The 23,981-nt window shown below is 55.4% G+C and carries 23 protein-coding genes and 1 pseudogene; 17 read left to right on the top strand and 7 right to left on the bottom strand.

Annotated features, from left to right (window positions below; genetic code table 11):
- Positions 1 to 156: 156 nt before the first annotated feature.
- From EYC79_RS07445 to EYC79_RS07455, 3 genes are all read right to left on the bottom strand, one after another.
- On the bottom strand, positions 157 to 528 hold the full coding sequence (locus EYC79_RS07445; protein ID WP_112360467.1) for an HVO_A0114 family putative DNA-binding protein: 372 nt from the start codon (positions 526 to 528) through the stop codon (positions 157 to 159).
- Entirely contained in the window at positions 525 to 818 is a 294-nt protein-coding gene (locus EYC79_RS07450) for a toxin-antitoxin system TumE family protein (RefSeq protein WP_207774166.1), read from the bottom strand. Before EYC79_RS07450 ends, EYC79_RS07445 begins: the two co-directional genes overlap by 4 nt.
- Before the next feature lie 94 nt (positions 819 to 912).
- Entirely contained in the window at positions 913 to 2,940 is a 2,028-nt protein-coding gene (locus EYC79_RS07455; protein ID WP_113175491.1) for a ParB/RepB/Spo0J family partition protein, read from the bottom strand.
- 769 nt (positions 2,941 to 3,709) lie between these two features.
- Here EYC79_RS07455 and EYC79_RS07460 point away from each other — a divergent pair.
- The 3 genes from EYC79_RS07460 to EYC79_RS07470 all read left to right on the top strand — a co-directional run bounded on the left by EYC79_RS07460 (position 3,710) and on the right by EYC79_RS07470 (position 6,313).
- Positions 3,710 to 4,927, top strand: coding sequence for a hypothetical protein (locus tag EYC79_RS07460; protein ID WP_130977570.1), 1,218 nt, complete (start codon positions 3,710 to 3,712; stop codon positions 4,925 to 4,927).
- A 269-nt stretch (positions 4,928 to 5,196) separates the two neighbouring features.
- The gene (locus tag EYC79_RS07465) at positions 5,197 to 5,433 is read left to right on the top strand and encodes a hypothetical protein (protein ID WP_245495214.1); all 237 of its coding nucleotides are present in this window, start codon (positions 5,197 to 5,199) and stop codon (positions 5,431 to 5,433) included.
- Between the two features lie 76 nt (positions 5,434 to 5,509).
- Positions 5,510 to 6,313 (top strand): hypothetical protein, encoded by an 804-nt coding sequence (locus EYC79_RS07470; RefSeq protein ID WP_113175493.1) that lies wholly within the window; start codon positions 5,510 to 5,512, stop codon positions 6,311 to 6,313.
- 18 nt (positions 6,314 to 6,331) lie between these two features.
- Here EYC79_RS07470 and ligD read toward each other — a convergent pair whose 3' ends face one another.
- Positions 6,332 to 7,372 (bottom strand): non-homologous end-joining DNA ligase, encoded by a 1,041-nt coding sequence (gene ligD, locus EYC79_RS07475; protein ID WP_130977571.1) that lies wholly within the window; start codon positions 7,370 to 7,372, stop codon positions 6,332 to 6,334.
- A gap of 254 nt (positions 7,373 to 7,626) precedes the next feature.
- On the opposite strand from ligD, the gene EYC79_RS07480 reads away from it, so the two are divergent.
- The 8 genes and pseudogenes from EYC79_RS07480 (at position 7,627) to EYC79_RS07515 (ending at position 15,984) form a co-directional block, all read left to right on the top strand.
- Complete coding sequence (locus EYC79_RS07480) at positions 7,627 to 8,379, top strand: ImuA family protein (protein WP_113175495.1); 753 nt, start codon at positions 7,627 to 7,629, stop codon at positions 8,377 to 8,379.
- Positions 8,300 to 8,852: pseudogene (locus EYC79_RS07485) on the top strand (Y-family DNA polymerase); the annotation flags it as partial. The gene EYC79_RS07480 and the pseudogene EYC79_RS07485, both read left to right, overlap by 80 nt.
- 306 nt (positions 8,853 to 9,158) lie before the next feature.
- Positions 9,159 to 11,087: a methyl-accepting chemotaxis protein gene (locus EYC79_RS07490; RefSeq protein WP_130977572.1), complete on the top strand. Its 1,929-nt coding sequence runs from the start codon at positions 9,159 to 9,161 to the stop codon at positions 11,085 to 11,087.
- Positions 11,088 to 11,510: 423 nt separating this feature from the next.
- Positions 11,511 to 12,383: an HD-GYP domain-containing protein gene (locus EYC79_RS07495; RefSeq protein ID WP_130977573.1), complete on the top strand. Its 873-nt coding sequence runs from the start codon at positions 11,511 to 11,513 to the stop codon at positions 12,381 to 12,383.
- A 233-nt stretch (positions 12,384 to 12,616) separates the two neighbouring features.
- A complete protein-coding gene (locus EYC79_RS07500; RefSeq protein ID WP_113175497.1) occupies positions 12,617 to 13,582 on the top strand; it encodes a helix-turn-helix domain-containing protein in 966 nt (321 codons plus the stop codon).
- Positions 13,583 to 13,933: 351 nt separating this feature from the next.
- Positions 13,934 to 14,329, top strand: a complete 396-nt coding sequence (locus EYC79_RS07505; protein WP_113175498.1) for a hypothetical protein — start codon at positions 13,934 to 13,936, stop codon at positions 14,327 to 14,329.
- Positions 14,330 to 14,491: 162 nt separating this feature from the next.
- Positions 14,492 to 15,037 carry a hypothetical protein gene (locus EYC79_RS07510; RefSeq protein WP_205654327.1) on the top strand — a complete coding sequence of 182 codons (546 nt, stop codon included), beginning with the start codon at positions 14,492 to 14,494 and terminating at the stop codon, positions 15,035 to 15,037.
- A gap of 74 nt (positions 15,038 to 15,111) precedes the next feature.
- The gene (locus EYC79_RS07515; protein WP_113175500.1) at positions 15,112 to 15,984 is read left to right on the top strand and encodes a hypothetical protein; all 873 of its coding nucleotides are present in this window, start codon (positions 15,112 to 15,114) and stop codon (positions 15,982 to 15,984) included.
- A gap of 153 nt (positions 15,985 to 16,137) precedes the next feature.
- On the opposite strand, the gene EYC79_RS07520 is transcribed toward EYC79_RS07515, so the two are convergent.
- The gene (locus EYC79_RS07520; protein WP_130977574.1) at positions 16,138 to 17,277 is read right to left on the bottom strand and encodes a site-specific integrase; all 1,140 of its coding nucleotides are present in this window, start codon (positions 17,275 to 17,277) and stop codon (positions 16,138 to 16,140) included.
- A gap of 255 nt (positions 17,278 to 17,532) precedes the next feature.
- Here EYC79_RS07520 and EYC79_RS07525 point away from each other — a divergent pair, with 255 nt between their 5' ends.
- The gene (locus EYC79_RS07525) at positions 17,533 to 17,958 is read left to right on the top strand and encodes a winged helix-turn-helix transcriptional regulator (protein ID WP_035209835.1); all 426 of its coding nucleotides are present in this window, start codon (positions 17,533 to 17,535) and stop codon (positions 17,956 to 17,958) included.
- Positions 17,959 to 18,016: 58 nt separating this feature from the next.
- On the opposite strand, the gene EYC79_RS07530 is transcribed toward EYC79_RS07525, so the two are convergent.
- Positions 18,017 to 18,961, bottom strand: coding sequence for an aromatic alcohol reductase (locus EYC79_RS07530; protein ID WP_113175502.1), 945 nt, complete (start codon positions 18,959 to 18,961; stop codon positions 18,017 to 18,019).
- A 301-nt stretch (positions 18,962 to 19,262) separates the two neighbouring features.
- On the opposite strand from EYC79_RS07530, the gene EYC79_RS23730 reads away from it, so the two are divergent.
- The 5 genes from EYC79_RS23730 (at position 19,263) to EYC79_RS23735 (ending at position 22,852) form a co-directional block, all read left to right on the top strand.
- Positions 19,263 to 19,736 carry a DNA-binding domain-containing protein gene (locus EYC79_RS23730; RefSeq protein WP_245495218.1) on the top strand — a complete coding sequence of 158 codons (474 nt, stop codon included), beginning with the start codon at positions 19,263 to 19,265 and terminating at the stop codon, positions 19,734 to 19,736.
- Between the two features lie 234 nt (positions 19,737 to 19,970).
- A complete protein-coding gene (locus tag EYC79_RS07535; protein ID WP_335625457.1) occupies positions 19,971 to 20,879 on the top strand; it encodes a Mu transposase C-terminal domain-containing protein in 909 nt (302 codons plus the stop codon).
- On the top strand, positions 20,870 to 21,793 hold the full coding sequence (locus tag EYC79_RS07540; protein WP_113175503.1) for a TniB family NTP-binding protein: 924 nt from the start codon (positions 20,870 to 20,872) through the stop codon (positions 21,791 to 21,793). The genes EYC79_RS07535 and EYC79_RS07540 overlap by 10 nt, the downstream gene beginning before the upstream one ends.
- Before the next feature lie 71 nt (positions 21,794 to 21,864).
- Positions 21,865 to 22,209, top strand: coding sequence for a hypothetical protein (locus EYC79_RS24025; protein ID WP_418122169.1), 345 nt, complete (start codon positions 21,865 to 21,867; stop codon positions 22,207 to 22,209).
- Positions 22,112 to 22,852, top strand: a complete 741-nt coding sequence (locus EYC79_RS23735) for a hypothetical protein (RefSeq protein WP_245495215.1) — start codon at positions 22,112 to 22,114, stop codon at positions 22,850 to 22,852. The genes EYC79_RS24025 and EYC79_RS23735 overlap by 98 nt, the downstream gene beginning before the upstream one ends.
- Here the strand turns inward: EYC79_RS23735 and EYC79_RS07555 are convergent.
- Positions 22,839 to 23,756, bottom strand: a complete 918-nt coding sequence (locus EYC79_RS07555) for a recombinase family protein (RefSeq protein ID WP_035209839.1) — start codon at positions 23,754 to 23,756, stop codon at positions 22,839 to 22,841. The genes EYC79_RS23735 and EYC79_RS07555 overlap by 14 nt on opposite strands.
- Positions 23,757 to 23,981 lie beyond the last annotated feature (225 nt).

Here is a 23,981-nt window from a genome sequence, read left to right on the forward strand (position 1 = left end):
CATGGCCAAAAGCCGGGATCATCGTCATGCCGGTGACGGAAGAATTCCATACGGGCGGGCAGGGGAGCGCGAGGGGAGGGGCCGAAGGGGGTTCCCTCGCTGCGGTTTCCCAAACACGCAGCGCTAAATGAAAGCTTCAGCGCCACTTCGATGAAATCACGCCACTCTTCTGGACGATGCCATCATCATGTCGACATGGATGTTCTCGAAGGGGCAATTTAGAGCGCCGCGTTCGTCCTTCTCGATCAGGCCTAACTCGACCAAGGTCGAAGCGTCTTCGTGAACGCGTTTCACATCCCGTCCCAATCTGCGCGCAAGTTCACGCACACCGACTGTGCCGCTACCCAACAATGCGTCCAGTAACTCCCAACGCCGCTCGGTCAAGCGAGAGAAGAACGCACCGGGTGTCTCAAAATTAAGCGTCTCACCCTGATACTCACCAGTTCTAAGGCCGGTCACGGCACGCTTACCTGCTGCGCGCAACGCGGTTTTCCAATCTGGATTTGTCGTGATCGTCAGTGTTCTCATGACTGCCTCCGCTTTTCTACTTCCGACAGAAAGTCTTCGATGAGTTGGTCGATGGTTTGGAACTGATAGGGATACTCCCCGCCGTCCAAATGCATATGGTCGCCTTTTCCTCTCTCATTGTCGAAGCCCACAACGCGTTCACCGTTCCTTATGTAGACCAGCCGGTATTTGAACCCGTGCTCAGTGGGCGGTACAGGTGTTGGCACTTTCCAGATCACAAACTGGATAATGCTTCCATCCGCCTCAATGCTCTTATGCTCTGTGATCTTCTGCGCCTTCATGTTGTCCATAATGCCAACATTCCTCATTGTTGTCAAGTCCGCCAACATCAATGACGGAAAGCCGGTCGCAGCTTGGAGTGTCTGCGACCGGCGACGGCTGGCGTTACTCAGCCGCCTCGGGGAAGCCCACCATGTCGGGGTCTTCGATCATGTCAGCGTCATCGATCACGCTGTCGTCTGCCTCGTCTGTGGTGTGCGCTACGCCAGCCACCGCCGATGACCCTTTGCCCGTGTCGGTCTTGGCGATCGCGGCACGGATAGGGGAGGGGAGCCATGCGCTGCCTTTGGTCTGGGCCTCGGCATAGGCTGCGGCTTCGGCCTTCTTCATCCGCCCGATCCCGCTGGCAAACTCCGGTCCCTTGATGTCAGTCAGCGCCGCTTCGATGCCATCGCGGGTGAGGTGGTTGAAGTAGCTCTCTGCCGTGGCTTCGAAGTAGTTGGTCATGTCGAGATCGAGCGCCTGCGCCAGAACCTCGGCATGAGCGCGCTGCGTTTTGCGGTAATCGTACTTGTCCTTGACCGCGTCGATGGCATGGGACGCGACGAAGGCCAGCAGTTCGACAAGCTCGTGCTGATCGCGTTCCAAGCACCATTCGAAGATATCGGCAGGGTTGCTGGGAACATGATCGCCAAAGCGCTCTGCCAATTCGGCAAGGCCAGCGATGGCGAGATTGGTTGCCGGTGCCTTCATGCTGGCTTCCAGCGATCTGCTGGTCAAGACGATATCGAGGCAAGTGTGATCGCGGGAATGCGTCAAAACGGTCTGCAACAGGAGTGCATGGACGACGCTTGCCAGCGCCACATGATGGTTGTTGGCAAATTCCAGACGCAGTGCTGCCGTGCGCTGCGCCGTCAGATCTTCGACAAGCGTTGCGGAATGCACGAGCGCAGGGGCGGCAGGAGCCTGCGGTGTGGCACCTGCATTTTCTCCCGTAGCATCATCGCCGTTGCCTTGGGACTGATCAGCTTCGCCATCGCTGTCACGGTCCTGGGGCCGCACATAGCCACGATAGACAATGGGGCTTCCTCCGTAGTCTAGCGAGACGATAGCACCCGCCCATGCCAGATCGTCGGATGCATAGACTTCCCGCTCAAGTTCTTCCATGCGGGCTGCGATTTCGGCAATGCGCGCCTCAGTCCCCTCATCACCATCACCGCTCTCAACCACTGCTTCCAGCTCGTCCTGTTCTTCCTGCAGGCGGTCGAGTTCTGCCTGCTCAGCTTCCGTCTTCTCCTCCTGCACGGGATAGACACGGCCAAAGCCGTTCAGGTCACGCCAGTCGATTTCCGGGCGAATGTCCACCCATGCCCAACCCTCGGCGCGCAGATCGGCGGCAAGCGTTTCCAACTTCTCGGCGGCAAGGCGTTCGACAAGGGCGACATCGAGGGCATAACCTTGGGCGCGCTCGTCAAAGAGATCGCGCTTTACCTCGCCGCCTGCCTGTTCATAGGCTTCCATGCCCCCAATGAGGCGAATGCGCTTGTCTGACGCGGAAATGGCATCTCGGCGAAGCGCTGCCTTGATGGTGTAGCTATTGCGGTTCCATGATGGAATGCTCTCCCACACCCGCATTTGCTCGTCATGGTCATCGCTGATCGTGAAGGCTGACAGCTGTTCGAAACTCATCTCCTCATTGCGGTAGAGTTCCAGGAGGGCAGGGGCAACCCGCGCCAAGGCCAGACGACGCCTGACGATGGTTTCGGTGGTTGCGAAGCGGGCGGCGATATCGATGACGGAAACGCCTTCCTCTGCCAGCACCTTGAAGGCCTCGTATTGATCGGCCGGGTGCATGTCCTCGCGCATGACGTTCTCGGCAAGGCTGATGCCTGTTGCGTCGGCCTCATCGCGCAAACGGGCATCCACGGCAAAATCCTTGGGCATCTCGCCTGCCTCGGCCAAGAGCGTAAGGGCAAGGCGGCGACGTTCGCCGGCGATGACGAAGAAGCGCCCGCGCTTGTCGCCCTTGCGCACGACGATGTTCTGCAACAGGCGAAAACCGTCCGCCCGGATATTGGCGGCGAGTTCTTCGATACCCTCCTTGCGATAGGTCTTGCGGACGTTTTTGGGATCGCGGTCGAGTTTGTCGAGTGCGATGGTGATGATCTCGGACTGTGTGTTCTGATTGGTCATGACAAAGGCTCCCAAAGCAACGGGGTCAGGCAAAGGCGGCGGCGATGATGATCGCGGCGCTCACAAAGGCGGTCAGGCTAAAAGCTTCACAGACAAGTTTCATGGTGGTGTCTCCAACGGTTCCCGATATCCGAGAGAGCAAGCCCCGCAGTGGGCGAAGCCTTTACCCACCGTTCCGGTGGATGTGCTCTCACATCCTCCGGAACGAAGGGGAAAGGGCGAAGCCCGCTCCCCATTGGTCTGTCGGGCTAGTCATGGGTCCGGACGGCTGAAAAACGGAAGGTTCGGCGCGTAAGCGATGAAAGCCGTTTTTCTGACGGCCGGACAGGCGAAGCCTGCTTGCCCATTGGCGAGACCGGCGGACCATCGTAGAGCGGGGAAACGGACAGGAAGAAGGGCAGCAAGCGAAGCGGCTACACCGCGCGAAAGAGAGCGCAAAGCGGCGATCACCGTGTCAGCGTAGCGTCAGGACAAGCGATCGTTACCGGTATCGGCGGAGACGGCCGGAGGCTGGCTTCGTGGCGAAGGCATAGAGCGCGGTCGCCAAAGGAGATGTCCAAAAATGAACCGCATGCAGACTTGAACTCAGTTTTATCTGCATTTACGAATGCAACATATAGTTGATCCAGGGGCTGTCATGAACATCAATATGGAATTGAGATGCAACGAATGTTCGAACCAAACAAACTGTAGAGTGGGCCTCAGTAACCGCGACGTACAGCCCTTGAAGTTTTCCTGCAAGCGGTGCGGCACTCTAATTGGTATATACTTGACTGCCAAGAATGCTGACACGCTTGACACCAGAGCAATGGAGGCGATGAAGAAAGGCATACGCGGCTTCAACCCCCACGAAGGCGTTCACTGGTCGATTACAAATGCTACCCAACTTGCTCAAATGGGCCCTTTCGACCCCCAATACGACTTCGTGGATTTGCACTTGGATTTCCCAGTAGCTTTCGGAACTTACGTTCCGGGGCAAACTCCCTATTTGCAGGCTGCTACGCGAGTGGGCCCAATTAACGCAGACGCTCATCGAGTGAGACTTGGTATTATCAACGAAGAGTACAAGAAGTATCCGCAAGTCGCTGAACTCATCTCGAAGTATGCAAAAGGGTACTACGGGCCGTTTGCGGAGTATGCGAAAAAGCGGTTCAAGATCCAGGTGAAGTCAGACAAAATGGAGGACGTTAACGCAACGCTCTACAAAGTAGTCAGCCACTATGTTCGTCCCTTTACGCTTCCAGATGATACCAGTGAAATTGTCCGAATGTTAACCAAGGTTCTCATCGATTTAATGCAAAGCAAGCCGGAGGCAATCGCAGCCTTTCTGCAGGAACTGTTCGACACTGACTTCCTCTCAAACCTTCAGCGCGATTGTCTCAAATTGTACAAACCAATTTTCGAAGCGGAGCTGCCGCTTCGGCCAGCCTTGTTTCTGGACTTCGACAAGACTTCCATTGATAGGAAGACCGCTATGCGGGTCAGCTCTCAAGACTTTCTGGACTACCGCGAGGTCTATAAGGACATGGCGGAGGTGCTTAACCGTCAGCTTGTGTTGGTAGCTGGTGTCGGAAATCTGATCGAGCGTAGCGATCACAATGCTTTTGCAATGCGCGTTAGCAGACAACAGAAGCACCTACAGCCAGCATCTTTAAGTGATTACGCTGATGTGGCGCTCGGCAACAAGCTACAGGACCTAGACAGCGCGTGGTATACGGTTGATCCGCTGGCTCATGACAATGAGCTTAGAAATGCGATAGCCCACAACAAAATCGATTATGATGACGTTTCGCAGGTGATCACTTATTATCCCAAGATGGAAGGCATGGAGCGAGAGAAGAAGCGCGAAATCCTCCTTCTCGACTACATGCATCGGCTTCTCGCGCTTTTTCGCGAGATGCACCGTTTGCACCATTTGGTCAAATGTCTAAACTACGCACTTCTCATTGAGCCTGGCGCAGGAATGATCAAGAGACCGCCGAAATAATCGTATGGATTGGGTAGCGTTATCTCGTCTACGAATACGTGCCGAGAGATCCTCTAGCTAAGGGAAGCTGACGTTTTTTAACAAACAGAGCTCATTGGGTCCGCCTATTCAAACCCGCAGCGGTGAGTTTTTTTGTGTTCTGATTGAGTTGTAAGCATGCCTATCATCACATTATCCGGTCTATGCAAAGGCTCAGCGAGCTCGCCAACACTCTTGATCTGAGTCTGCCGCTATGATGGAAACGGCCGATCCAAACAGCGGGAGCCCAGATGATGGATTCGATACACGCACGCCGGAAGCACTACGAGGATAGGTTGGGAGCCGCGCTGCGCCAACTCAATGACGCGATCCGGGACGTGCATAAGTCTGGGCTGGATGTAGAGGTCAACACGTTGACGATGCACACGCAGCGCGGCCCGATGGTGCAATTAGACATATGTACTTTTCGCCTTGAAGGTGCGCCGCCCATTCTGAAATCGGTGAATGATAGTGAGCTGAAATTCTGAAACTCGGCGCGGACTCTTCCTCATGCAAGAGGTCATACTTGCACTCCCGCTGTAACCGGCGAAAGGAACTGCGCCGTTGACCAGTTTGATCGACGTTTGGGACATCACCACCTTTGACGCGGATTTGATGGCTGTCCTGCAAAATAATGGCGATGTACTCCTCGACTACGAGCTTGTTGACCGGAAGAATTACGAGGAGCAGCAAGGTGCGGACAGGTGGGTTCCCCTTCCAGATAACCCATTTGCCATTGAGCGGATGCACATCCTCGAGGAGATCGTGTTGCCGGCGATGGAGCACCGGACAATCCGCGCGTGGCATTACACACGGCTGACGGACGCCGAAGCGGATTGTCTCAGAGCAAGTGGGATCCACATGTCTGACGCGACGGGTGTCCGGCGGAGGCTTAACGCGCAGGTGGAAGCGGGAGCCTTCGATACCGAAACTGCCGATGCGATCTACCGAAAAAGTCCGTTTCATTCGCAAGCGGATTCCCGTTCCGGGAAGTTTTGGATGGTGTCGCATCCCTATCCTCAAACCGATGGAGGAGTGGAGCTGCTGTTACAACATTGGGGTGGAGAAGGAGTTTACTTTTGGCTGACTGATCCCGCCCATATTGAGTTGGTGCAGAAGATCGGTCGTCCGCGGATTCTCGAGGTGGCCGTGCCACTGTTCGTCACGACAAGCAGCTACTCGGCCGCCAAGGCCGTGGTCAGCACATATGTAGAGTCGTTGGGTGCGAGGCCGGAGTGGTCTGCCTTCGATCTTTACGCGACAAGCCCCCTTGGCAAACATGCCATACTTGGCGTGCATACGATAGGCGATGCCAGTTTCGCCGCCATGGCTCGCGGGTATCCAGCAGGCTTCGCCAATCGTAACTAGCTGCGGATCCGCTCCAGCCTACTCGGTGCGACAGACGTCGGCATTATCCTGGACGTCCCGCACTCCCTTGAAGGAGGCGTGCCTGAGCTTCCGGTCATGGGTCCAGCCGCGATAGTGTATTTCGACTATAATGGTTGGCTGAGCCCAGACGACATTGTTGCGCGCGCCATCATAGACGAGGGGAGGGCCCTTTCGTTTCAGCCGGTCAAGGGTTGAGCGCAGCTTGACGGCCTGCGCCTCGCTGAAACCTGTCCCGACTGATCCGACATAAACGATCTCATCACCCTGATAGGCTCCAAGAAGAAGCGCCCCAATCCCACCAAGGCCGCTCGAGGATGGCTCATAGCCGATGATGAAGAAGCTGTCGCTCTGGACGCATTTGATCTTCAGCCAGTCGCCTGTGCGACCGGAGCGATACGGACTGTCCCGATGCTTGGCGATAATCCCCTCGAGACCGAGTTCACAGGCATGCGCAAGCAACTGCTCGCCGTCGGCGTCGATGGTTTCGGAAAACAGGATGTCCGGCACGCCAGCGCCGATCAGATCGTGCAGCATGTGCCGGCGTGATGACAGCTCCACCGACGTCAGGTCGTGACCATCGAAGTAGAGAAGATCAAACGCCACGAGAACAGCGTCGGCGGAAACGGCTTTGCCCGATCGACCGCCGAGGGACTTCTGCAGGAGGCTGAAGTCGGAGCGGCCTTCGGCGTCCATCACGACAGCTTCGCCATCGATGATGGCGCTCGCGACCGGCAACTTGAGCGCTGCGGCCGCGATGGTGGGAAAGCGATGGGTCCAGTCGTGGCCGCCGCGGGTGAGGATCCGGACTTTGCCGAGCTCGATGTGAACGGCGATGCGATAGCCGTCCCATTTCACTTCGAACAGCCAATCATCACCTTTGGGCGGCGTTGCTTTCAGGAGCGCCAGACAGGGCTCAATGCGACTTGGCATCGGATCGAGGAGGAGATTTGGCTGCGCTGGATCGCGCCGGCGCCTTGGGCGTGAGCGAAGCGGTTCGTCATGCCTCAAAAGAGGCTTGGAGGCCTTGGGCTTCTTCATGCCATGCAGTGAAGCACAGAGGTGTTACGAAGAGATTTCCACGGGACGATCAGGATTCGCAAAAAAACAGACGAGTTTAGTTCGCTGATTCGAATAGGGAATCGCAAAAGGCGCGAAGCTTCGCGGAGCTCATCCCTGTTACACCCGCTTGACTCCATGCGTTAACAAGAACAAATATAGAACATCCAAGCTTGACGCGGCATGATGCCGACGTGCCGCAACCTGTAACGCGACCTGAAAGGGGGCCGTGAACGATGACTGCTGCCCGCGACAGGGTGATCGCCGACCTACGCGAGCGGGTTTCTTCATTGACGGCTGTATTTCCGAGAAAATCGAGCTGTCTCGCCTTTGGAGTCCCAGCCATCGACGCCGCCCTTCCAGGCGGTGGCCTGTCCTTCGGCGCACTCCATGAGTTTGCGGGAGGCGGAGCCGGCACTGTGGACGGTGCGGCGGCCGCTCTCTTCGCAGCCGGGATCGCAGCCCGCACGAAAGGACCTATCGTGTGGTGCCTGACCCGCCAGGATCTGTTTTTCCCGGCTCATGCTCAGGCGGGTCTCCATCCCGACCGGGTCATTTTCGTGGAGTCCGACAAGGAGGACGATGTGCTGGCGAACATGGAAGAGGGTCTATCGTTTGGTGGCTTGGGCGCCGTAGTCGGCGAGCTCGTCAGATTGCCGATGGTAGCTTCCCGTCGCTTGCAGCTGGCGGCCGAGCGAACGGGAACCATGGCACTTGCTATACGGCGATGGCGACGGCAGACGGAAGCCAATGATTTTGGCCAGCCGACGGCCTCGACCACCAGATGGCGAGTGAGCGTCATGCCATCGGAAGAGCTGCCAGTGCCTGGAGTGGGGCGACCCCAGTGGTTTCTGGAATTGATGCGCGTGAAAGCGGGTGAGTGTGCTGAGTTTCTCGTGAGGGCGTGCGATGACAAGGGTCGTCTCAATCTTTCTATCGGACCTGCCGACGGATCGCATTCGTCGGGCCGATCCCTCTATTCCGCCTGAGCAGGCAATCGCGGTGATCGCCAAAAGCGGATCAAACGATCGGTCTCGGCGGCCGACCCGGCTGCCAGAAAGGCAGGCGTCCTTGTCGGCATGCCAGCGGCAAAAGCGCAGTCGCTGTTTCGTGGCCTCATGCTGATGGACGCTGATCCACAAGCCGACGCCACGGCACTGGAGCGGATCACGCTCTGGGCGCTGACGATCTACTCGCCGATCGTCGCTGTCGATGGGATCGTCATGGATACCGAGGGCGCCGACCATCTGCAGGGCTATGAGTTGCAGGTGTCACGAAAATCGCCATCCAGTTTTTGGGGAGGAAGCTGACGGGACGGGTTGCTGTCGCCGACAGCTGGGCGCGGCGCATGCCTGTGCTCCTGCGATCAGTCGCGAGACCGTCGTCGTACTAGCCCGAGAAACAGTCGGAGCCGTGGAAACTGCTGGTCTCGCCTTTGCGCCTGCCAGCAAAGTTAGCTTCTCAAAGGTCACGCAAGCGGGATTAGACCACCGAACATAAGCAAACAGAACTTTTCAGAGGGATAGATTTATTATGTTAGATTTTGATAAATTATATCCATTTCGCGTTTCAAATATACAAATAACGCATGTCTTATACACGTTAATACGTCATAAATATAATAGATCTTATTTGTTTCACTATAAATCGTCCCGATTACAAATATTCTACTCGTTTTTCTTCGCTTCCCGTTCGTCTCGAGGGAGGTAGCAGGTCGAATGAGTGGCGGATGACGGATTTACAATCTTGTTCTATGCGCGAGGAAATAATGTTTCTTCTTCAAAATATGAAAATTCGTACAAAAGTGCTACTTCTGGTACTTCCCATCTGTTTCGTGGGCATTTTGGCGGCCTGTTTGCTTGCGGCGCAGTTAAAACGTGCTGACAGTGCATATGAGAAGCTTATAGGCCATCAAATTTTGGCATCTAATGACATGGCTCGCGCATCGCGCAATATGGTTGCGGTGCCTTACCGAGCTTACCAAATTCTGGAATATCCTTCAGAGACAGCCCAGATGGAACGAGCTGTGGCAGCTTACAAAGATGAGAAGTCCCGCCTTTTCCAACGTCTACAGAAGGTGAAGGCGGATCTTCCACTCGAAGCTAATCGAGTTGACGACTTGATCCAGCGCGTTAACGAGGTGAATCAGCTTTCCGATAAGGCTGTCGATTTTGGAAGCCGCGACGAGAATGATCAGGCGCGTTTGTTTTTGGCTCAGGCGGACGCACTCGTAAGCCCTCTTATTGAGGACGTGCGTAAGTGGCAGGACGAACTCACGAGTGCAGTCGATGCGGCGAGCTCCGATCTGTCGGCAACAACCTATCAAACAATCGCCTTTTCGCTTTCGGGTATTGGGATTGTGTTCAGCGTTGGAATCATCGCAGCACTGATACTCAGCGCGAAAGGCATTACAATGCCAATATCACGGTTGAACCAGCAAATGACGACACTGGCAACTGGAGATACGTCTGCAGAAATCGAAGGGGTTAACCGCGGAGATGAACTGGGAAGCATGGCATCCGCTGTGGCTGTTTTCCGAACAAACGCGCTGGAGCGTCAGCGTCTAGAGCGGGAAGCCGCAGAGATGCGCGACCTTTCTGAACAAGAACGCAATCTGCGTGAAGCGCAAAGGGCTGAAGAATCTGCCAATATTCAGTTTGCTGTGGATTCGTTAGCCGATGCGCTGGATCAGCTAGCCAATGGGAATGTTGACTATCGAATTGAGCACATCTTTGTAGGTCATCTCGACGCTGTTCGCGATAACTTCAACTCATCATCTGCGAAACTCCAGGCAGTCCTGAGAGCCGTCGGGGAGAATGCGCGCGGTATCGATGCGGGCGCTAACGAAATCCGGGCGGCGGCAGACGATCTTTCGAAGCGAACCGAGCAACAGGCTGCCTCAGTAGAGGAAACAGCTGCCGCATTGGAACAGATCACCACGACAGTAAAAGATTCCAGCCGACGCGCTGAAGAAGTAGGTCAGCTCGTTGCGCGCGCTCGAGCCAGCGCTGAGCGATCCGGCGGTGTCGTAAAAGAAGCAGTCGTTGCGATGCAGCAGATTGAACGTTCTTCCTCGGAAATTACCAACATCATCGGAGTGATTGACGAGATCGCGTTCCAGACGAATCTCCTGGCGCTCAATGCAGGCGTCGAAGCTGCTCGCGCAGGAGACGCGGGAAAGGGTTTTGCAGTGGTGGCACAGGAGGTGCGAGAATTGGCGCAGAGATCTGCGACTGCGGCAAAGGAAATTAAGGAGCTGATTGTCACATCTGGCGCCCAGGTTCGCAACGGTGTCGAGCTGGTTGGTGAGACCGGAAACGCGCTGGAGGTGATTGTATCAGACGTACAGGAAATTAATCGTCACGTTTCTGCAATCGTTGACGCTTCCAAGGAACAAGCAACAGGTCTTCAGGAAATCAACACCGCGGTCAATACAATGGATCAGGGAACACAGCAGAATGCGGCGATGGTCGAGCAACAGACTGCGGCCAGCCACAGCCTAGCGAAAGAAGCAGCTTCACTTACCCGTCTTCTGGAACAATTTAACCTTGGTGACGTCCCGCAGGCAACCACAGGCAGCCCTACTCACTCACAAGCTCCTTCAACTCAAGCTTCGCCGGTGCATAGACTTGCGGGTCGTGTCCAGCGCGCTTTCTTCGGTAGCGCAGCGCGCCAGGAGGAATGGCGTGAGTTCTGAGTGAACGCAAGAAGGTATCCGCAAACTACAGCGGAGATTGCTCCTTACACGTTTGGACATAGTTGTGTTCATAGGTCGCGGCACTTTGCCCCCAAAAGCCGCGACAATGAAGCTTAGGGACTGGATTCGGACAGCAGACACAGGATGTCTCCTATGAATTCGTCATGCACCATTTATTGAATAGGTACCCGTTGTGAATAATGTCCTATCGTTTCGGCCCAATAAAAAACCGGATACTCGCCAAGTCACAAGTCAGCCCGATCTGTTAATATTCCTTCTCAGGGATAGTTTGAGGGAACTTGTGTTGGAATTGGAATACCTCAAATCACATATTAATCAATGTGATGTCACTGAGATCGCTCCAGGTCTAAAAAGCAAGAAATTTGCTTCCGCAACCCCCGACCCTCGCGAGAGGGGGCGATCATGAAGCCAATCCGGCAATACTATTTAAAAGTTGGAAATGCGAACGAAGTTGGTTTTCATGAAAACGCGTCCACCGATTTATGTCTGGAGGAGCGGCGAGGGACCGTCAGGACGAACGCCAAAATAGCGGTGGTTGAGCACAAGCAAAAGATTGCGGAGCGTTTTAGTCCGGACGATATCCAGAACGCCCAGAAGCGAATCTCGCAATCTATGCCAGTGGTCACAAAGCTTTTTGACCAAATGAGAAATCGTGAGCGCCCATCTTTGAACGATGCCCATGCGTTCATCAAAGATTTGATGACGTCTGGTGAAAATGTCGCTGCCATATCTGCGCTTGCGAAACTAAAGAACAGTGATGAAGCTTCGTTTCTCCATTCCCTGTCTGTCAGTGCGTTGATAATCGTTTTTGCCCGCGCTCTGAGGTTACCCGAACCCGTGATTCACGAGCTTGCTATGGGTGGGTTGGTGCACGATATCGGTAAGGCAGCTATTCCTATCTCCATACTACGAAAGCGAGGTAGGCTGACAGCTGGGGAAATCTGCATCGTTCAGAAGCATCCAGCATGTGGCTTTGAGATGCTAAAAAGCATCAGCGGCGTGAGTGACGAGGTGTTGGACATCACCCTGTATCATCACGAGAAAATTGACGGTACCGGATACCCCAAAGGATTGATGGGTGAAGCAATAACGATCAATGTGCGTATTGCGGCTATCTGCGATGTCTATGACGCCCTGACAAGCATCAGGCCCTATAAACCGGCACTTTCACTAGACGAAAGCTTGTCGATGATGACGGCCGCCAAAGGTCATTTCGACCCCGTCTTACTTCGGGAATTCACATCGCTCGTCATTGAGAGTGAGACCGTATTCTAAGTGAGGCGTATTTTGCAGATGCAATTACATTGATGGAAGCAGTTAAGGTGCGCCTTGGCGAGATCAGCACATTAGCTGATTTCACCAAGTCAGTCGCCCTAAGCAAGAAGTGCGCTGCTCTGGTTTGCGCAATCGATAGAGTAGCGGGGGCTGAGTTTAGCCGCAGTCGAGCGAGTGGCTCAGGTCATCACTGATTTTGGTCAGATATAAAAAATGGATGATGAAGGGATCAAATGCCTACGAACTTTAGATTTATTTCCCCATCCATTGAGCCATTCGAACAATATATCAACAAGGCTTACGGTCCAGCACGCGTTTCGGCGCTAGCGAAACCCGCCGAAATGGGAAGGAGCGGGAAGCTGTTTTCTAATGACCACTTGTCGGTCGAATGGGCTCAGATGATTGGCAGTCATCGGATCGAACCCCTTTCGGAGCTCGATGGCATCATATTCAACAGACCCGTTTTGAAGGGGAGTGTGCACAGATTTAAGTCCCGGTCATTTGATGTGGAACCTGGCTTCGCGCTGGCCTACCGCGACCTCAAGAGCGTCGATATTTTTGACCAGAGCTATCACACGTCGGCTTTCATTCCGTGGCTCTCTCTGCGAAAAAGGCTGTCAGTATTGATGGACGACGAAATTTCGTTCGCCTTGAATTTTGAGACAACCCCTGTATCTACAAGAAGCATTGGCGCTCTGAGTAATTTGCTCGACGCAATCAAAGACCAGGAAATCATTGACATTGCAGTCAGGAGCGACAGGACAACCAGTTTCTCTGACTTCATAATCGATGCATTTTTACTGAATTATCCCAATAATTTTTCTTGCAAATTACTAGCTGGACCACCAGCGCTCGCACCCCGTCAAGTTAAACGGGCTATAGACTTTATGCATGCGCATCCTGGACGCGCGCTGACGGTCGAACTGATTGCGCGTGAAGCAGGCGCAAGCGTTCGAGCATTGCAGTCTGCGTTCCAGGAGTTCACTGGATTGACGCCTATGGCGTATTTCAGGACTCTTCGACTTAAGGGCGCACGCGCTTCCCTTCTATGCGCCGCAGATGGAGATACGGTGGCCGCAATTGCCAACCAGTGGGGTTTTTTTCACCACGGACGGTTTTCAAAATTGTACCGTGAAGCCTTCGGAGAGGCACCTACCGACACTTTGAGAAATACAGAGTATCGAGACTCTGAAAATTGATCGACCTATCAATGAGAGAGAGGATTTCAAGCCTGCACCAACTGGGATTTTCGGGGGTTTAAGCGCAGTTCGGCGGACGGCCGATAGCGCTGTTGGCCAAAACTCGTTGCAGCCGTTATTCATCCAAATGGTGGCCCGATATTTGATCTGCCGGCAAAACCGAGCAATCGTCTTGACCACATCTTCGCTTTTTCGCTGGAGCGGTGACCTGCCGAGCCAGAGGCCTTGCTTGAGGGACGAGAGCGACAAAAGCCGGAGGGCGTAGGGCGTATCTCAAATACTTCTCGTTAGGTTGTGTTTTGCAAGCACAACAACTAAGAATCCCAGAGTGTATTTTGACGGGATGCGAGAATGTGGACTTTGGTTAAACGTGGACTGGGTATCGTTGTCTTGGGATATCTGGGTTACGCTGCATGGGACTACCATCGTGCCGGCTATTTTACACGCCCAGACATGCCTGAAGGGGCGTTTTCGATTTCTTACAAAAGCGGCCTCAGGGCAATTTTAATCGGTATCAAAAATGAACAGGAAAGCCGGAGATATTTAGGGTATCCGATGGATGTTCCGTTTTATCTTAAAGAGACTTGGGCAAAATGCAGTCCCCCTACTGAACAAGAGAAACCGAACGTTGAAGGCTTCATGGCCGAGCACAATATGCCGGGCCAGAGGTTTGAGGCGGTGTGCCGTATCCAAGCTGACAGCGACGTTGTCGTTCGCGGGTTAATTACAAGCGTACCACGTTTGTAGACGGTAACATTCTGAAGTTCGCCGCCAGTCGTGAAATCTCTGAGAAAGTAGCTGCTGAATCTAACTCATGAGGAGTTGTACTTGGATCCCCTAGTTCCTGACAGACAGATGTTCGCGCAGGACCCCTTCGGTTATAGCTCATCCGCGTGGCAGAGATGGGCCATGATTGGCGCCGCACTTGGTAAGGATGTGGACCCCACCTCCACGCCTAAAGCGGAGGATCTGAAGAATCCAATCCTATGGCTTTCCCAAGCAGAAGCTATGAGCCAAGCAGCGAAAACCTTGATTGAAGCGCAACCATCATTTGAAAACATGCCTGTTCCAATCCAGGGCATTTGCGATAGCCAGTTTTCTGCGATCGCTATGATGCTTCTTGGCTATAGCTTGGAAATTTCGCTCAAAGCGATGCATATCTTGAAGCACGGCGTCGATAAATTTATTGAGAACGAAAAGCAGTTCTATCATCACCGTCTTCGAGATTTGGCGGAATTCATTCCCGATCTGACCGAGAAAGATCGCGCCATTCTGGACGTGTTGACTCACTTCACGATGTGGGCTGGGAGGTATCCAGACCCAGGCCGTGCGAATGTTAATAAGCACGAACTCGTATTCAGTCTTTCTGAGAAGCACGAGATTTGCTTAAGGGACGTACTCGATCTCGCTACAAGGGTTATGCGGCAAACGGCAAAGGTCACTACGGCTAACTAATGAAAGCCGCATCGGAGGAGAGGTGACTTGCACTCTGTTGCCATCCGATCATCTGCAATGCAGCGGGTAAGTTGATGGTTGAACCGAGGGAATATTCCGAAATCGAGCAAGAAGCCATTGTCCTAGGCGCGGTCCTGAGTATGGTCGACGACATGGTGAACCATGCGATCTTCTGTCCTCTTGGCGAGAAGCGACACGACACTAATCTCCTTCCGCAAAGCTCTGGAAGTTTACGGCAGTTCGGGACACTACTTCGGGACTTCCTGTCGCCCGTAACTAGTAAAGGCGGATCACCCCTCCCGTTCGGTTTGCCGAAGCCCGCACCCGGAGAAAGCAAGACTGACTATACCACTCTCTATTATTTGAAACGGATCTGCATGAAGCCGTTGATCGGAACGAAGATCAATCACCTCAGCCGAATCGTCGAAGAGTTCAGCGGGTGGTTGGATACGTACGCATTCGTCGAGAACGTCCGGTTCGGTCACATCGAGAAAGAGGTAGATCTTCGTATAAGGCGGATCGACTTTATCCGCATGAGTGGAGACATCGGGAAGCATAATTTTTTGCGTCTCGGCGGGCAAGCTCATACACTTCGTAGGATCTTGGCTGAAAACCACGTCGAAATCGATGAAGGTGACGCCTACCTGGCGCTGCCAGATTGCTGGGACTGGTTTCACACTCACTTGCTCGCCTACCACGCGAGCACGATTGCTGAGTTCCTGAACAACATCCGTTACGCAATCAGGCTGTACATTCACCCCGAGGCAATGAGACGATTTAGAGTAACGGCAATTGTAGACGGCCTGGAGCTGTATACTTTTGAGCGGCCAGACGAGATCGTGAACAAGTTCGCTTGGGCCCAGTTTTTCGAACTGATGCAAACGTCGCGCAAACTACCGAATTTTCCGCACTTCACAGTTGCCCAGACGATGAAGATGCGGTTCTAACATCGGACTATGGCCGGTAGACATCCAGACAGCGCTCCGAGGCAGGCCACTGGCCCGCTGTGTTGTGTCAGGGGTAAATATCACGCTCCGGCCCTCGCAAACTACAGCTTCGGATCGTGGAGCCACCATAATCGGCCTACGCAATGAACCTGCTTAAATGAGACGCGCCGCTCGCCCGCTTCTGCGTGTAGCACTGTTATAATAGCTGGATGCTTGCTGGACGGATCGGTGGCGTGATTGCTCCATCGCCTCTGGCAACGGCACGCCACGATTGGCAGCTTCCGTGAGATAGCCAGACCTTAGTCCGTGAGCGGAAAACTCCGCCGGGTCGAGACCGGCAAGCGCTGCACGTTGTTTGACGACATCGTTGACCGATTTCGGATCGAGAGGGCGGGACGACAGGTTTCCCCAACGATCGATTTTGCGGAAGATCGATCCTGACTTAATGCTGGCTGCCTCCATCCAGGCGTTCAGCGCCTCGACCGGACGACCCGTGAGATAGACGATCTCGTCGTGATCGGCGCCCGACGTTTTGGTCCGTCCAAGGTGGATCGACAGCGAGGGGAGGGGAGGACCGTCAGGGCGTTCGATCGGAGGTTCGTCTGTCAGTTGCTCTTTGCGTAGCCCTGCAATTTCACTGCGCCTGCGGCCACCCGATGCGAATGCCACCATGAGGATAGCCCTGTCGCGGAGATCGCGCAGACTGCTCGAGCCGCATGAGGCAAGAAGCTTGGCCAACACATCTCCCGTCACAGCTTTTGCGCTCTTGCGCTTGCGTGGTCGCGGTGTGGCTCGAACGGCAAGACGAATGGCTTGCTTAAGGGCAGGTGAGGCGAACTCGCCGGTAAAGCCGCGCCATTTTGTGAGCGTCGACCAGGAGGCCAGCCGCCGGCGCACGGTGTCTGGCGCATGTGGACCAAGCGATTTGAGAAATCCCTGATCCCGTAACAACCGATCGACATTCTGCGGCATGCCGTGGCCGGAATCTTCACGCCGGCGCTCCGGATCCCACAGATGATGGGCAACGAATTTCAGGAGAAGTGCTTCCGGCGCGGGCCAGGGAAGACTGTTTCCAGTCGACGCCAGACACCATGCCTGCAGATAAGCCAGGTCCGAGGTCAGTGCGCGAAGCGTGTTTTCGCCGATGCCTTCATTGACCAGGTGCCGGAGTGTTTCGATGTCCTGATCGGTCAGAAGCTCGGCCAGCTCGTCACGTCGCTCCATAGGCAGAACGGCCGCGATCGTGTCCAACTCCTCAGCGCGTCTGTCGACCGGATTGCGTGGTTTGCTCATTGCAGCCTTTCGAAATCTGCCATCAACACGGGGCTTGATACCGATTCTGAACGTGTCGATCCGCTTGATTAAGCGGAATCAATCTCGTTGGGATAATTCAGTTTATTGCCTGCCAGGATCATTGGAATTTTCCGTATTCGCCGGAATTCCCCGTTACGGACATGCAAGGTTAGCGTAATCAATCTTTCAAAGGGAGAGGTGTGACGCAGCTTAAAGGCTGATAAGACCGAACAAAGGGTACCGGACACAAGAAAAATGACCAGAGAAGAAATTCTTAGCTACTCTCAAGCGGTTTGCGACGGCCTTCGCGAGGACGAAGACGGAGTTAGACGAGAGGTTCTAACGCACGCAGGAAATAGATGGTCGCTCGGCGTGATACACACTCTCGGGGTTTATGGCAGGCTTCGACACGCGGAAATTGGAAGACGAATGCACGGTGTCACGCAACGGATGCTGACCCGTACCCTGCGTCAACTGGAAAGAGACGGTCTCGTCACGCGCTACGATCTGGTTGAGATGCCACCTCGCGTAGAATATGAACTCACGGAATTGGGCATGGGTCTTCTTATTCGCATGATCCCACTTTGGACATGGGTCGTGGAGAATTCCGACCTGTTTCGAAAATCACGCGAGGATTATGATTCTCGTCCGCCAGAGAAGCCTTCCTGGCAGACGTTTTAATATGAGGGCTGCGGCCGCTCGGCTAGGACCGCTGAGTACGCCGGGTGCTTAGGGCTATCTAGTTGCTGCGAAGGTTCGCGTTAATCCAATCGGACACATCCGTGACCTTAATGCCTTCGCGTACGTTGAAAGTGCTGGCCTTGTCCCATGCCATTCCGCGCCCGATGCCAAAGGCTGCTCGGTATTTGCGCATCATGTTTTGGGGGTCATTTGCCAATTCTTCCATAAGAGCTGGAACAGTCCATTCGGACCTGTTGAAGGGCCGGTTCAAACCCGCCTCCAGCTTTTCAGCGAGCTCGCCATAGGTAACGGTATCACCTGCCAGGAAGACAATTTCGTTGCTGATGGTCGGCTCGTAGAAGACGATCTCAGCAGTGAGTACGCCGATGTCGTCGGGCGTCGTCACCGTGACAGCCGTATCGAAGCTGCCCAAGGCTTTCACGGCGTTCTTTTCCAGATCAACAACACCGAATTCCGGCTCGAAGAGATAGCTCATGAACATGCCGGTGGAAATGATGACCCATTCGGTCTTATCCTGTGAGCGCAGAAGTTCGCGGACATCAAGCTGCGCGTCGAAGATGTCCTGCGGACCGCCTCGACCGATCGCCTCGAAATCGACGCCGAACTGCCAAGGGAAATAGCGCGGTATTCCGGATTGCAACGCCGCCTTGGCGAGTTTCATCGGGGTGTTGATCCCCGCCGCATAGCCCGTGCAGCCAATGACGGTATCGTACCGTGAAAACAGGGATGCCAGCTCGTCGATTGAGCTCTTCACCAGATCGCATATGACGATCTCTATGCCCAAGTCACGGATCTCGCGGACGTCCCGCTGCTTTGTCGGCGCGCTGGACTCCACGGCGCTGGCGCGCAGCAGGACGCTTATCTTTGCTCCTTCGATGACCTTTGCGCGGCTAGCCAGATTGCGCAGGACAGGCATCCCAAGCTCACCTGCACCGAGCACGAGGATGTTGCGTGATTTCACGCCGGAAACGAAGTCATTCATTTTTCAAGCCTCTTTCAAATCGAATGAGGCCTCTAATTGGCGATATTGAATCTCAGTAAAAGAAGGCACACGGATGATACTCCATCGAAAACGATGACGGACAGCGATCCGTTGTGTTTCTCTTTGTCGAGTGACGGCATGTCTTCTTTGGACGACAGCAGCCATTTTCGGTAGAATGGCGTCCGAGACCAAGCGTCTTTCACCTGTCATTCTTGGGGAGCATCCTGACATCTGCAGCAATTGACCAAGGCGAAGCAGACACGTTGGCGAGGAAGCCCCAATGGTGCAGACACCTGACAAGATGCTCAACAGGGTGACAGCTTGGCAAAAGGCTGTGGTTCGCGAGGCCGTCATTCGGCCCCTCGCGTTCGAAAAGAAACTGAGCGCCGCGGAGAGATTTGCCGCGTGCCGGGAGTTGGGTCTCAAAGCCACAAGGTTCTATCAGCTGCTCGGTCAATTCCGGCGAAAGCCGGTGACCAGTTCATTGCTGGATGAAACGCCCGGTCCGAAGAAGGGAAGGCGGCTGCTGTTGTCGGAGCAGGAAGACGCAGTCGGCTGCGCCATCCAAGAAATCTATTGCCGCCGCGAGCGACCGACGATCACCGCCGTCCATGATCATGTCCGGTTCATTTGCCGTCAGCGAAACATATCTGCGCCCTCCTGGAAGGCCGTGAAGGTTCGAATTGATCGTTCCGACCAGAGGAAGTTGGCCAAAGCCCGTGAGGGTGCTAGCGTCGCCCGTCAGCAATACGTGCCGGTTGTCGATGAGTATTAAGTCGTGCACGCGCTGGAAGTCGTGCAGATCGATCACACGTTGGTCGATCTCTTTGTTGTTGACGCTGTAAACCGCCAACCATTGCAGCGCCCTTGGCTGACCTTGGCGATAGATGTCGCCAGCCGCATGGTGGTCGGCTTCTATCTGAGCCTTGAGCACCCATCGTCAACATCTGTCGCCCTGGCCATCCGGCACATGGTCTTGCCGAAGGCTTCCTGGCTCGTGGAGCAAAACGTGGTCGGCGACTGGCCTGTCTATGGTTTGCCCACCGCCATTCATCTCGACAATGCTCGGGAGTTTCGGGGAAAGGCACTTGCTTGGGGAACGGCCGAGCACGGCATAAAGCTCATCCATCGACCGGTTGCTCGCCCACATTACGGTGGCCATATCGAGCGGCTTATCGGCACGATGATGGGTGCCGTTCACTTTCTGCCCGGCTCAACGTCGAGCGATATAAGCGCTCGTGGCGACTACGATCCTCAAAAACATGCTGTCATGACCTTTGACGAGCTGGAGCGATGGCTCACCCTCGAGATTGTCGGCCGCTATCACGCCGATGTCCACCGTGCGCTAAAGATTCCGCCTCGGCTGGCTTGGGAAGATGCCGTCCTCTCGCGTGGGGGGCCTCTGCGGCTTCCCTACGACGAACATCGGTTCGTCCTGGATTTCCTGCCGTTCGAGGAACGCGTCATCCGTCGAGACGGACTGCACCTGTTCGGCCTCAAATATTGGGACGATGTCCTGAGCCCATGGACCGGTGCGCCGGATAAGATGCGCGTCCGATACGATCCTCGGGATATTTCCTGCGTGTTCGTCGACGGGCCAAACGGCGAAAACTGGCCGGTTCGGTTTGCAGACCTCAGCCAACCACGGATCACGCTCGGGGAGCACCGGCAAGCCGTGGCCGCTTTGAGGGCCCGTGGTTTTCAATCGGTCGATGAGCATCTGATTTTCGAGACCATCGAAGCCCAACGTCAGCTTGTCGAGGGGGCAAGCCGCCAAACGCGAAGCATCCGCCGCGGAGCCGAAAGACGGTCGCGAGCGCTGGCAGCGACAGACTGGAACGAGGCAGAACTGACGGATGATGCCGACGACGAGGATTTCTCCGATTTGGCGCCCTTGTCGGTGGAGGAATGGTCATGACGGGATATTCCCATCTGCTGCCTGCCTATCGCCAGTATGCCGAGATGGGGATTGAAGAACGGATCGCCTGGATCCGTGCTGATCGTTGGTTGGAAACAGCCGATGCGAGGGCCGCGCTGGCGAGGCTTGAGGATCTGCTCACCTATCCGCCAAGGGACCGAATGCCCTGTCTGCTTCTCTACGGCGATACGGGTATGGGAAAGACCAAGATCATTCGAAAATTTCTTCGGGATCACCAGCCCGTCTTCGATCGTGGAACGGGTGTCACGAGCATGCCGGTCGTGGCGATGCAGATGCCGGCCAAACCCGTCGAGCGCGATGTCTACGGCGAACTCCTCAATGCATTGAGTGCACCAGGTCCAAGTGGAGACGCGACCTACCGACTGAAGACCACGTGCCGGACCTTGATGCGAAGGATAGGGGTACGGATGCTGATCATCGATGAGATCCATGCCATGTTGACGGGGACATATCGGCAGCAACGGGTCTTCCTCAACGTAATCCGCTTTCTGGCGAACGATCTGAAAGTGCCGTTGATCTGCGCAGGCACCGATCTCGCCCGGCAGGCGTTGTTGACGGATCCGCAGCTTGCTGAAAGGTTTGAGGCCTTTCACCTGAAGCGCTGGTCCAATACGCCGCAGCTCGCCCAATTGCTCGCAAGTCTCGGGAGCATACTGCCTCTACGCGAGCCATCACAGCTCGGGACCGCACCGTTGCGTCGCAAGGTGTTGGATATGACCGACGGCGTCACGGTGCGAATTTTTCGCTTGATCGAGACAGTTGCCGTCGAAGCCGTCCGAAATGGCAAAGAGGCGATCACTTTGGAGAGCTTCGACGGCGACAACTTGATCCTGCCGCTTGTTGCGATGGCGCGGCGCACTGAAGGCCGCCTGCAGCGACGTGCAACCCAGTGAGACCGGTGCGGCTGCTGGCTTTGGCTCCACGACCCTTTGAAGATGAACTCCTAAGCTGTTGGCATTGGCGGGTGTCGAGCCATTATTCTTGCTCACCTCGGCAGGTGGAAAACTGGATAAGTGGGGGCTCGGTAGGCCCTAACCCGCATCTCTTTCGCCACGATGTTTCGGCCGACCAGCCCGCAACCCGTTTATGGGCGCTTGCCTGTCGCCTGCGTCAAGTCGATCTGGAGCGGCTGTCTTTGCAAAATACCGGGCGCAGCGGGGCTTCATTCGTGAGCGATCCCGCCCATCGAGGCGTTTGTCCGACATGCCTGGATGAAGACGCAGAAGAGGGGAGGGATCACTATTGCCGGCGATCTTGGGCATGTGTCGAAGCAGTTGCCTGCCCCCGCCAAGATTGGCCTCGAGATTAACTGCAGTGGGTGTTTCCGTAGTGGTCTGTTTCAGTTTCGGTCCACACCTGTTGGCGTTGTCAGACTGTTTTGCCGTGATTGCGATGCGATTGTCTCGGCGCGGCGGTTCCCGCGCCGCGATCAAACAGACCTGCTGCAGGTTGCTTCGTTGGTAGGTGAGGCTATCGGCAAGGGTGGGTCGGAGTTTGAACGTATCGACGCGGCAAGCCGCTTTCTCTGGTCGCCTCGGCCGGAGGGGATGCCATACATCGCCGCGCTGGGCTTATCACTGCCTTATGGTCAGCGGCCGTCAGTCGCGAAAGGCGCGGCGCCGCTGGCCAGCCTTCCACCGGCATGGCGAGCTGTAACCATTACGACCATTGCCAACCTCCTCTTTCAGGTGGCTCCCAAAACGGTTCCGCTCTCTTCCTCCGTTCGCGAAGCCTTTCGGCAATTCGAGCAAGGGCCGACCGAAGAGTGTCATCAGGCACCTCCACCAACGCGGACGGCGTCAGTCGTGAATCTCCGTGCGGAAACCGAATACCGGCAGTTGGCACGCGGCATTATCCAAAGCGAAGGCTGGAAATCTTTGCCATCCAAAGCAGGGCGCGCAAGAAACCGGGCAATCGGCAAGCTGATGCTCCGCGCCCTCAATGACGAATGAGGCCAAACCGATGTGCCTCATCCAGCAGGTGGCGAACGGAGGAAGGCTGCCATTTCCGCCCACCGCGCGCCGGCCGCTCACCCATTTGATCCAGTTGGGCGGCAATATCGCGCAGTGACAGGCCGGGATCAGCAATGGCAATCGCTGCAACGAGCTTCATCAGGTGATCTTCCGGGGCACGACGGGGCGAGCGCGCCAGAAGCTCGGGATCGACCAGCTTCTCGCGGACCATCCGATGCACTGCGCGGCGCAGCCGTTCAACCGTCCAGTCATGGCCCCGGCGATTGAGTACCCGGACGACATTGTCCCAGCTGTGTTGGGGCCGCAGCTGCCGCACCATCGGCAGCCAGGTTTGGGCGGAGGAGATCAGCTCGTCGAGATAGAGTTTTTCTCGTGCCTTCGACACCGCCTTGATCGCCTCTGGTCGCCGCTCTCGGAGTCCCGGATTGCCCGGTAGCTTGCCACGCGCTTTTGCCGCCTTGATGCCAGCTTTGGTTCGTTCGGCGATCAGAGCTCGTTCGAGCTGTGCGACGGCGCCGAGCACCTGGAGGGAAAACATCCCTTGTGGCGTGGACGTGTCGATAGGATCGCGGATTGATCGGAAATGAACACCGCGCTCTTCAAGGTCCTCGATCACCTGCAACAGGTGGCTGACAGAGCGGGCGAGGCGATCCAGGCGGACGACGACGAGCACATCGCCGGCAGTCAGGTCTCCGAGCAACCTTGTCAGCACCGGTCGAGCTCGTGATGCGCCGGATCCGTGCTCCTGAAAAATCCGCTCACAACCGGCGGCGCGCAACTCGTCCATCTGCGCATCATGGACCTGATCGTCGGTCGAGACGCGGGCATAACCGATAAGCCGTTTGGGGCTCGGCGCTGGATTGGCGGCATGCCGTTTTGCCATGTTTTTCACGTGCGTTTTTCAGGTGCTTTGTACAGATAAGGAATGCGCGAGAAAATGAACAGTTGCAAGCATGTTTTATAGCTCAAATGCAGCCTCGCCAGACTCGACACGCGATGGCAAATGGGCGCAGACCCATCAACTGCGTTAAATGCATTCTGGTGGCTATCTGAGGCGGAAATGCAGGAAATTAGGGCATTCCGGAGAGGGGAGAGGGAAGAAGCGCCG

The sequence above is a fragment of the Agrobacterium cavarae genome, assembly GCF_004310285.1.
GTDB classification, from domain to species: domain Bacteria; phylum Pseudomonadota; class Alphaproteobacteria; order Rhizobiales; family Rhizobiaceae; genus Agrobacterium; species Agrobacterium cavarae.

Coding starts and splice junctions, on each gene's coding strand:
- EYC79_RS07530 (WP_113175502.1), bottom strand. CDS start 18,961: ATGAATGACTTCGTTTCCGGCGTGAAATCACGCAACATCCTCGTGCTC.
- EYC79_RS07495 (WP_130977573.1), top strand. CDS start 11,511: ATGAAGCCAATCCGGCAATACTATTTAAAAGTTGGAAATGCGAACGAA.
- EYC79_RS07520 (WP_130977574.1), bottom strand. CDS start 17,277: ATGAGCAAACCACGCAATCCGGTCGACAGACGCGCTGAGGAGTTGGAC.
- EYC79_RS07490 (WP_130977572.1), top strand. CDS start 9,159: ATGTTTCTTCTTCAAAATATGAAAATTCGTACAAAAGTGCTACTTCTG.
- EYC79_RS07555 (WP_035209839.1), bottom strand. CDS start 23,756: ATGGCAAAACGGCATGCCGCCAATCCAGCGCCGAGCCCCAAACGGCTT.
- EYC79_RS07465 (WP_245495214.1), top strand. CDS start 5,197: ATGATGGATTCGATACACGCACGCCGGAAGCACTACGAGGATAGGTTG.
- EYC79_RS07505 (WP_113175498.1), top strand. CDS start 13,934: ATGTGGACTTTGGTTAAACGTGGACTGGGTATCGTTGTCTTGGGATAT.
- EYC79_RS07480 (WP_113175495.1), top strand. CDS start 7,627: ATGACTGCTGCCCGCGACAGGGTGATCGCCGACCTACGCGAGCGGGTT.
- EYC79_RS07510 (WP_205654327.1), top strand. CDS start 14,492: ATGATTGGCGCCGCACTTGGTAAGGATGTGGACCCCACCTCCACGCCT.
- EYC79_RS07515 (WP_113175500.1), top strand. CDS start 15,112: ATGGTTGAACCGAGGGAATATTCCGAAATCGAGCAAGAAGCCATTGTC.
- EYC79_RS07450 (WP_207774166.1), bottom strand. CDS start 818: ATGGACAACATGAAGGCGCAGAAGATCACAGAGCATAAGAGCATTGAG.
- EYC79_RS23730 (WP_245495218.1), top strand. CDS start 19,263: ATGCTCAACAGGGTGACAGCTTGGCAAAAGGCTGTGGTTCGCGAGGCC.
- EYC79_RS07525 (WP_035209835.1), top strand. CDS start 17,533: ATGACCAGAGAAGAAATTCTTAGCTACTCTCAAGCGGTTTGCGACGGC.
- ligD (WP_130977571.1), bottom strand. CDS start 7,372: ATGAAGAAGCCCAAGGCCTCCAAGCCTCTTTTGAGGCATGACGAACCG.
- EYC79_RS23735 (WP_245495215.1), top strand. CDS start 22,112: ATGAAGACGCAGAAGAGGGGAGGGATCACTATTGCCGGCGATCTTGGG.
- EYC79_RS07445 (WP_112360467.1), bottom strand. CDS start 528: ATGAGAACACTGACGATCACGACAAATCCAGATTGGAAAACCGCGTTG.
- EYC79_RS07500 (WP_113175497.1), top strand. CDS start 12,617: ATGCCTACGAACTTTAGATTTATTTCCCCATCCATTGAGCCATTCGAA.
- EYC79_RS07455 (WP_113175491.1), bottom strand. CDS start 2,940: ATGACCAATCAGAACACACAGTCCGAGATCATCACCATCGCACTCGAC.
- EYC79_RS07540 (WP_113175503.1), top strand. CDS start 20,870: ATGGTCATGACGGGATATTCCCATCTGCTGCCTGCCTATCGCCAGTAT.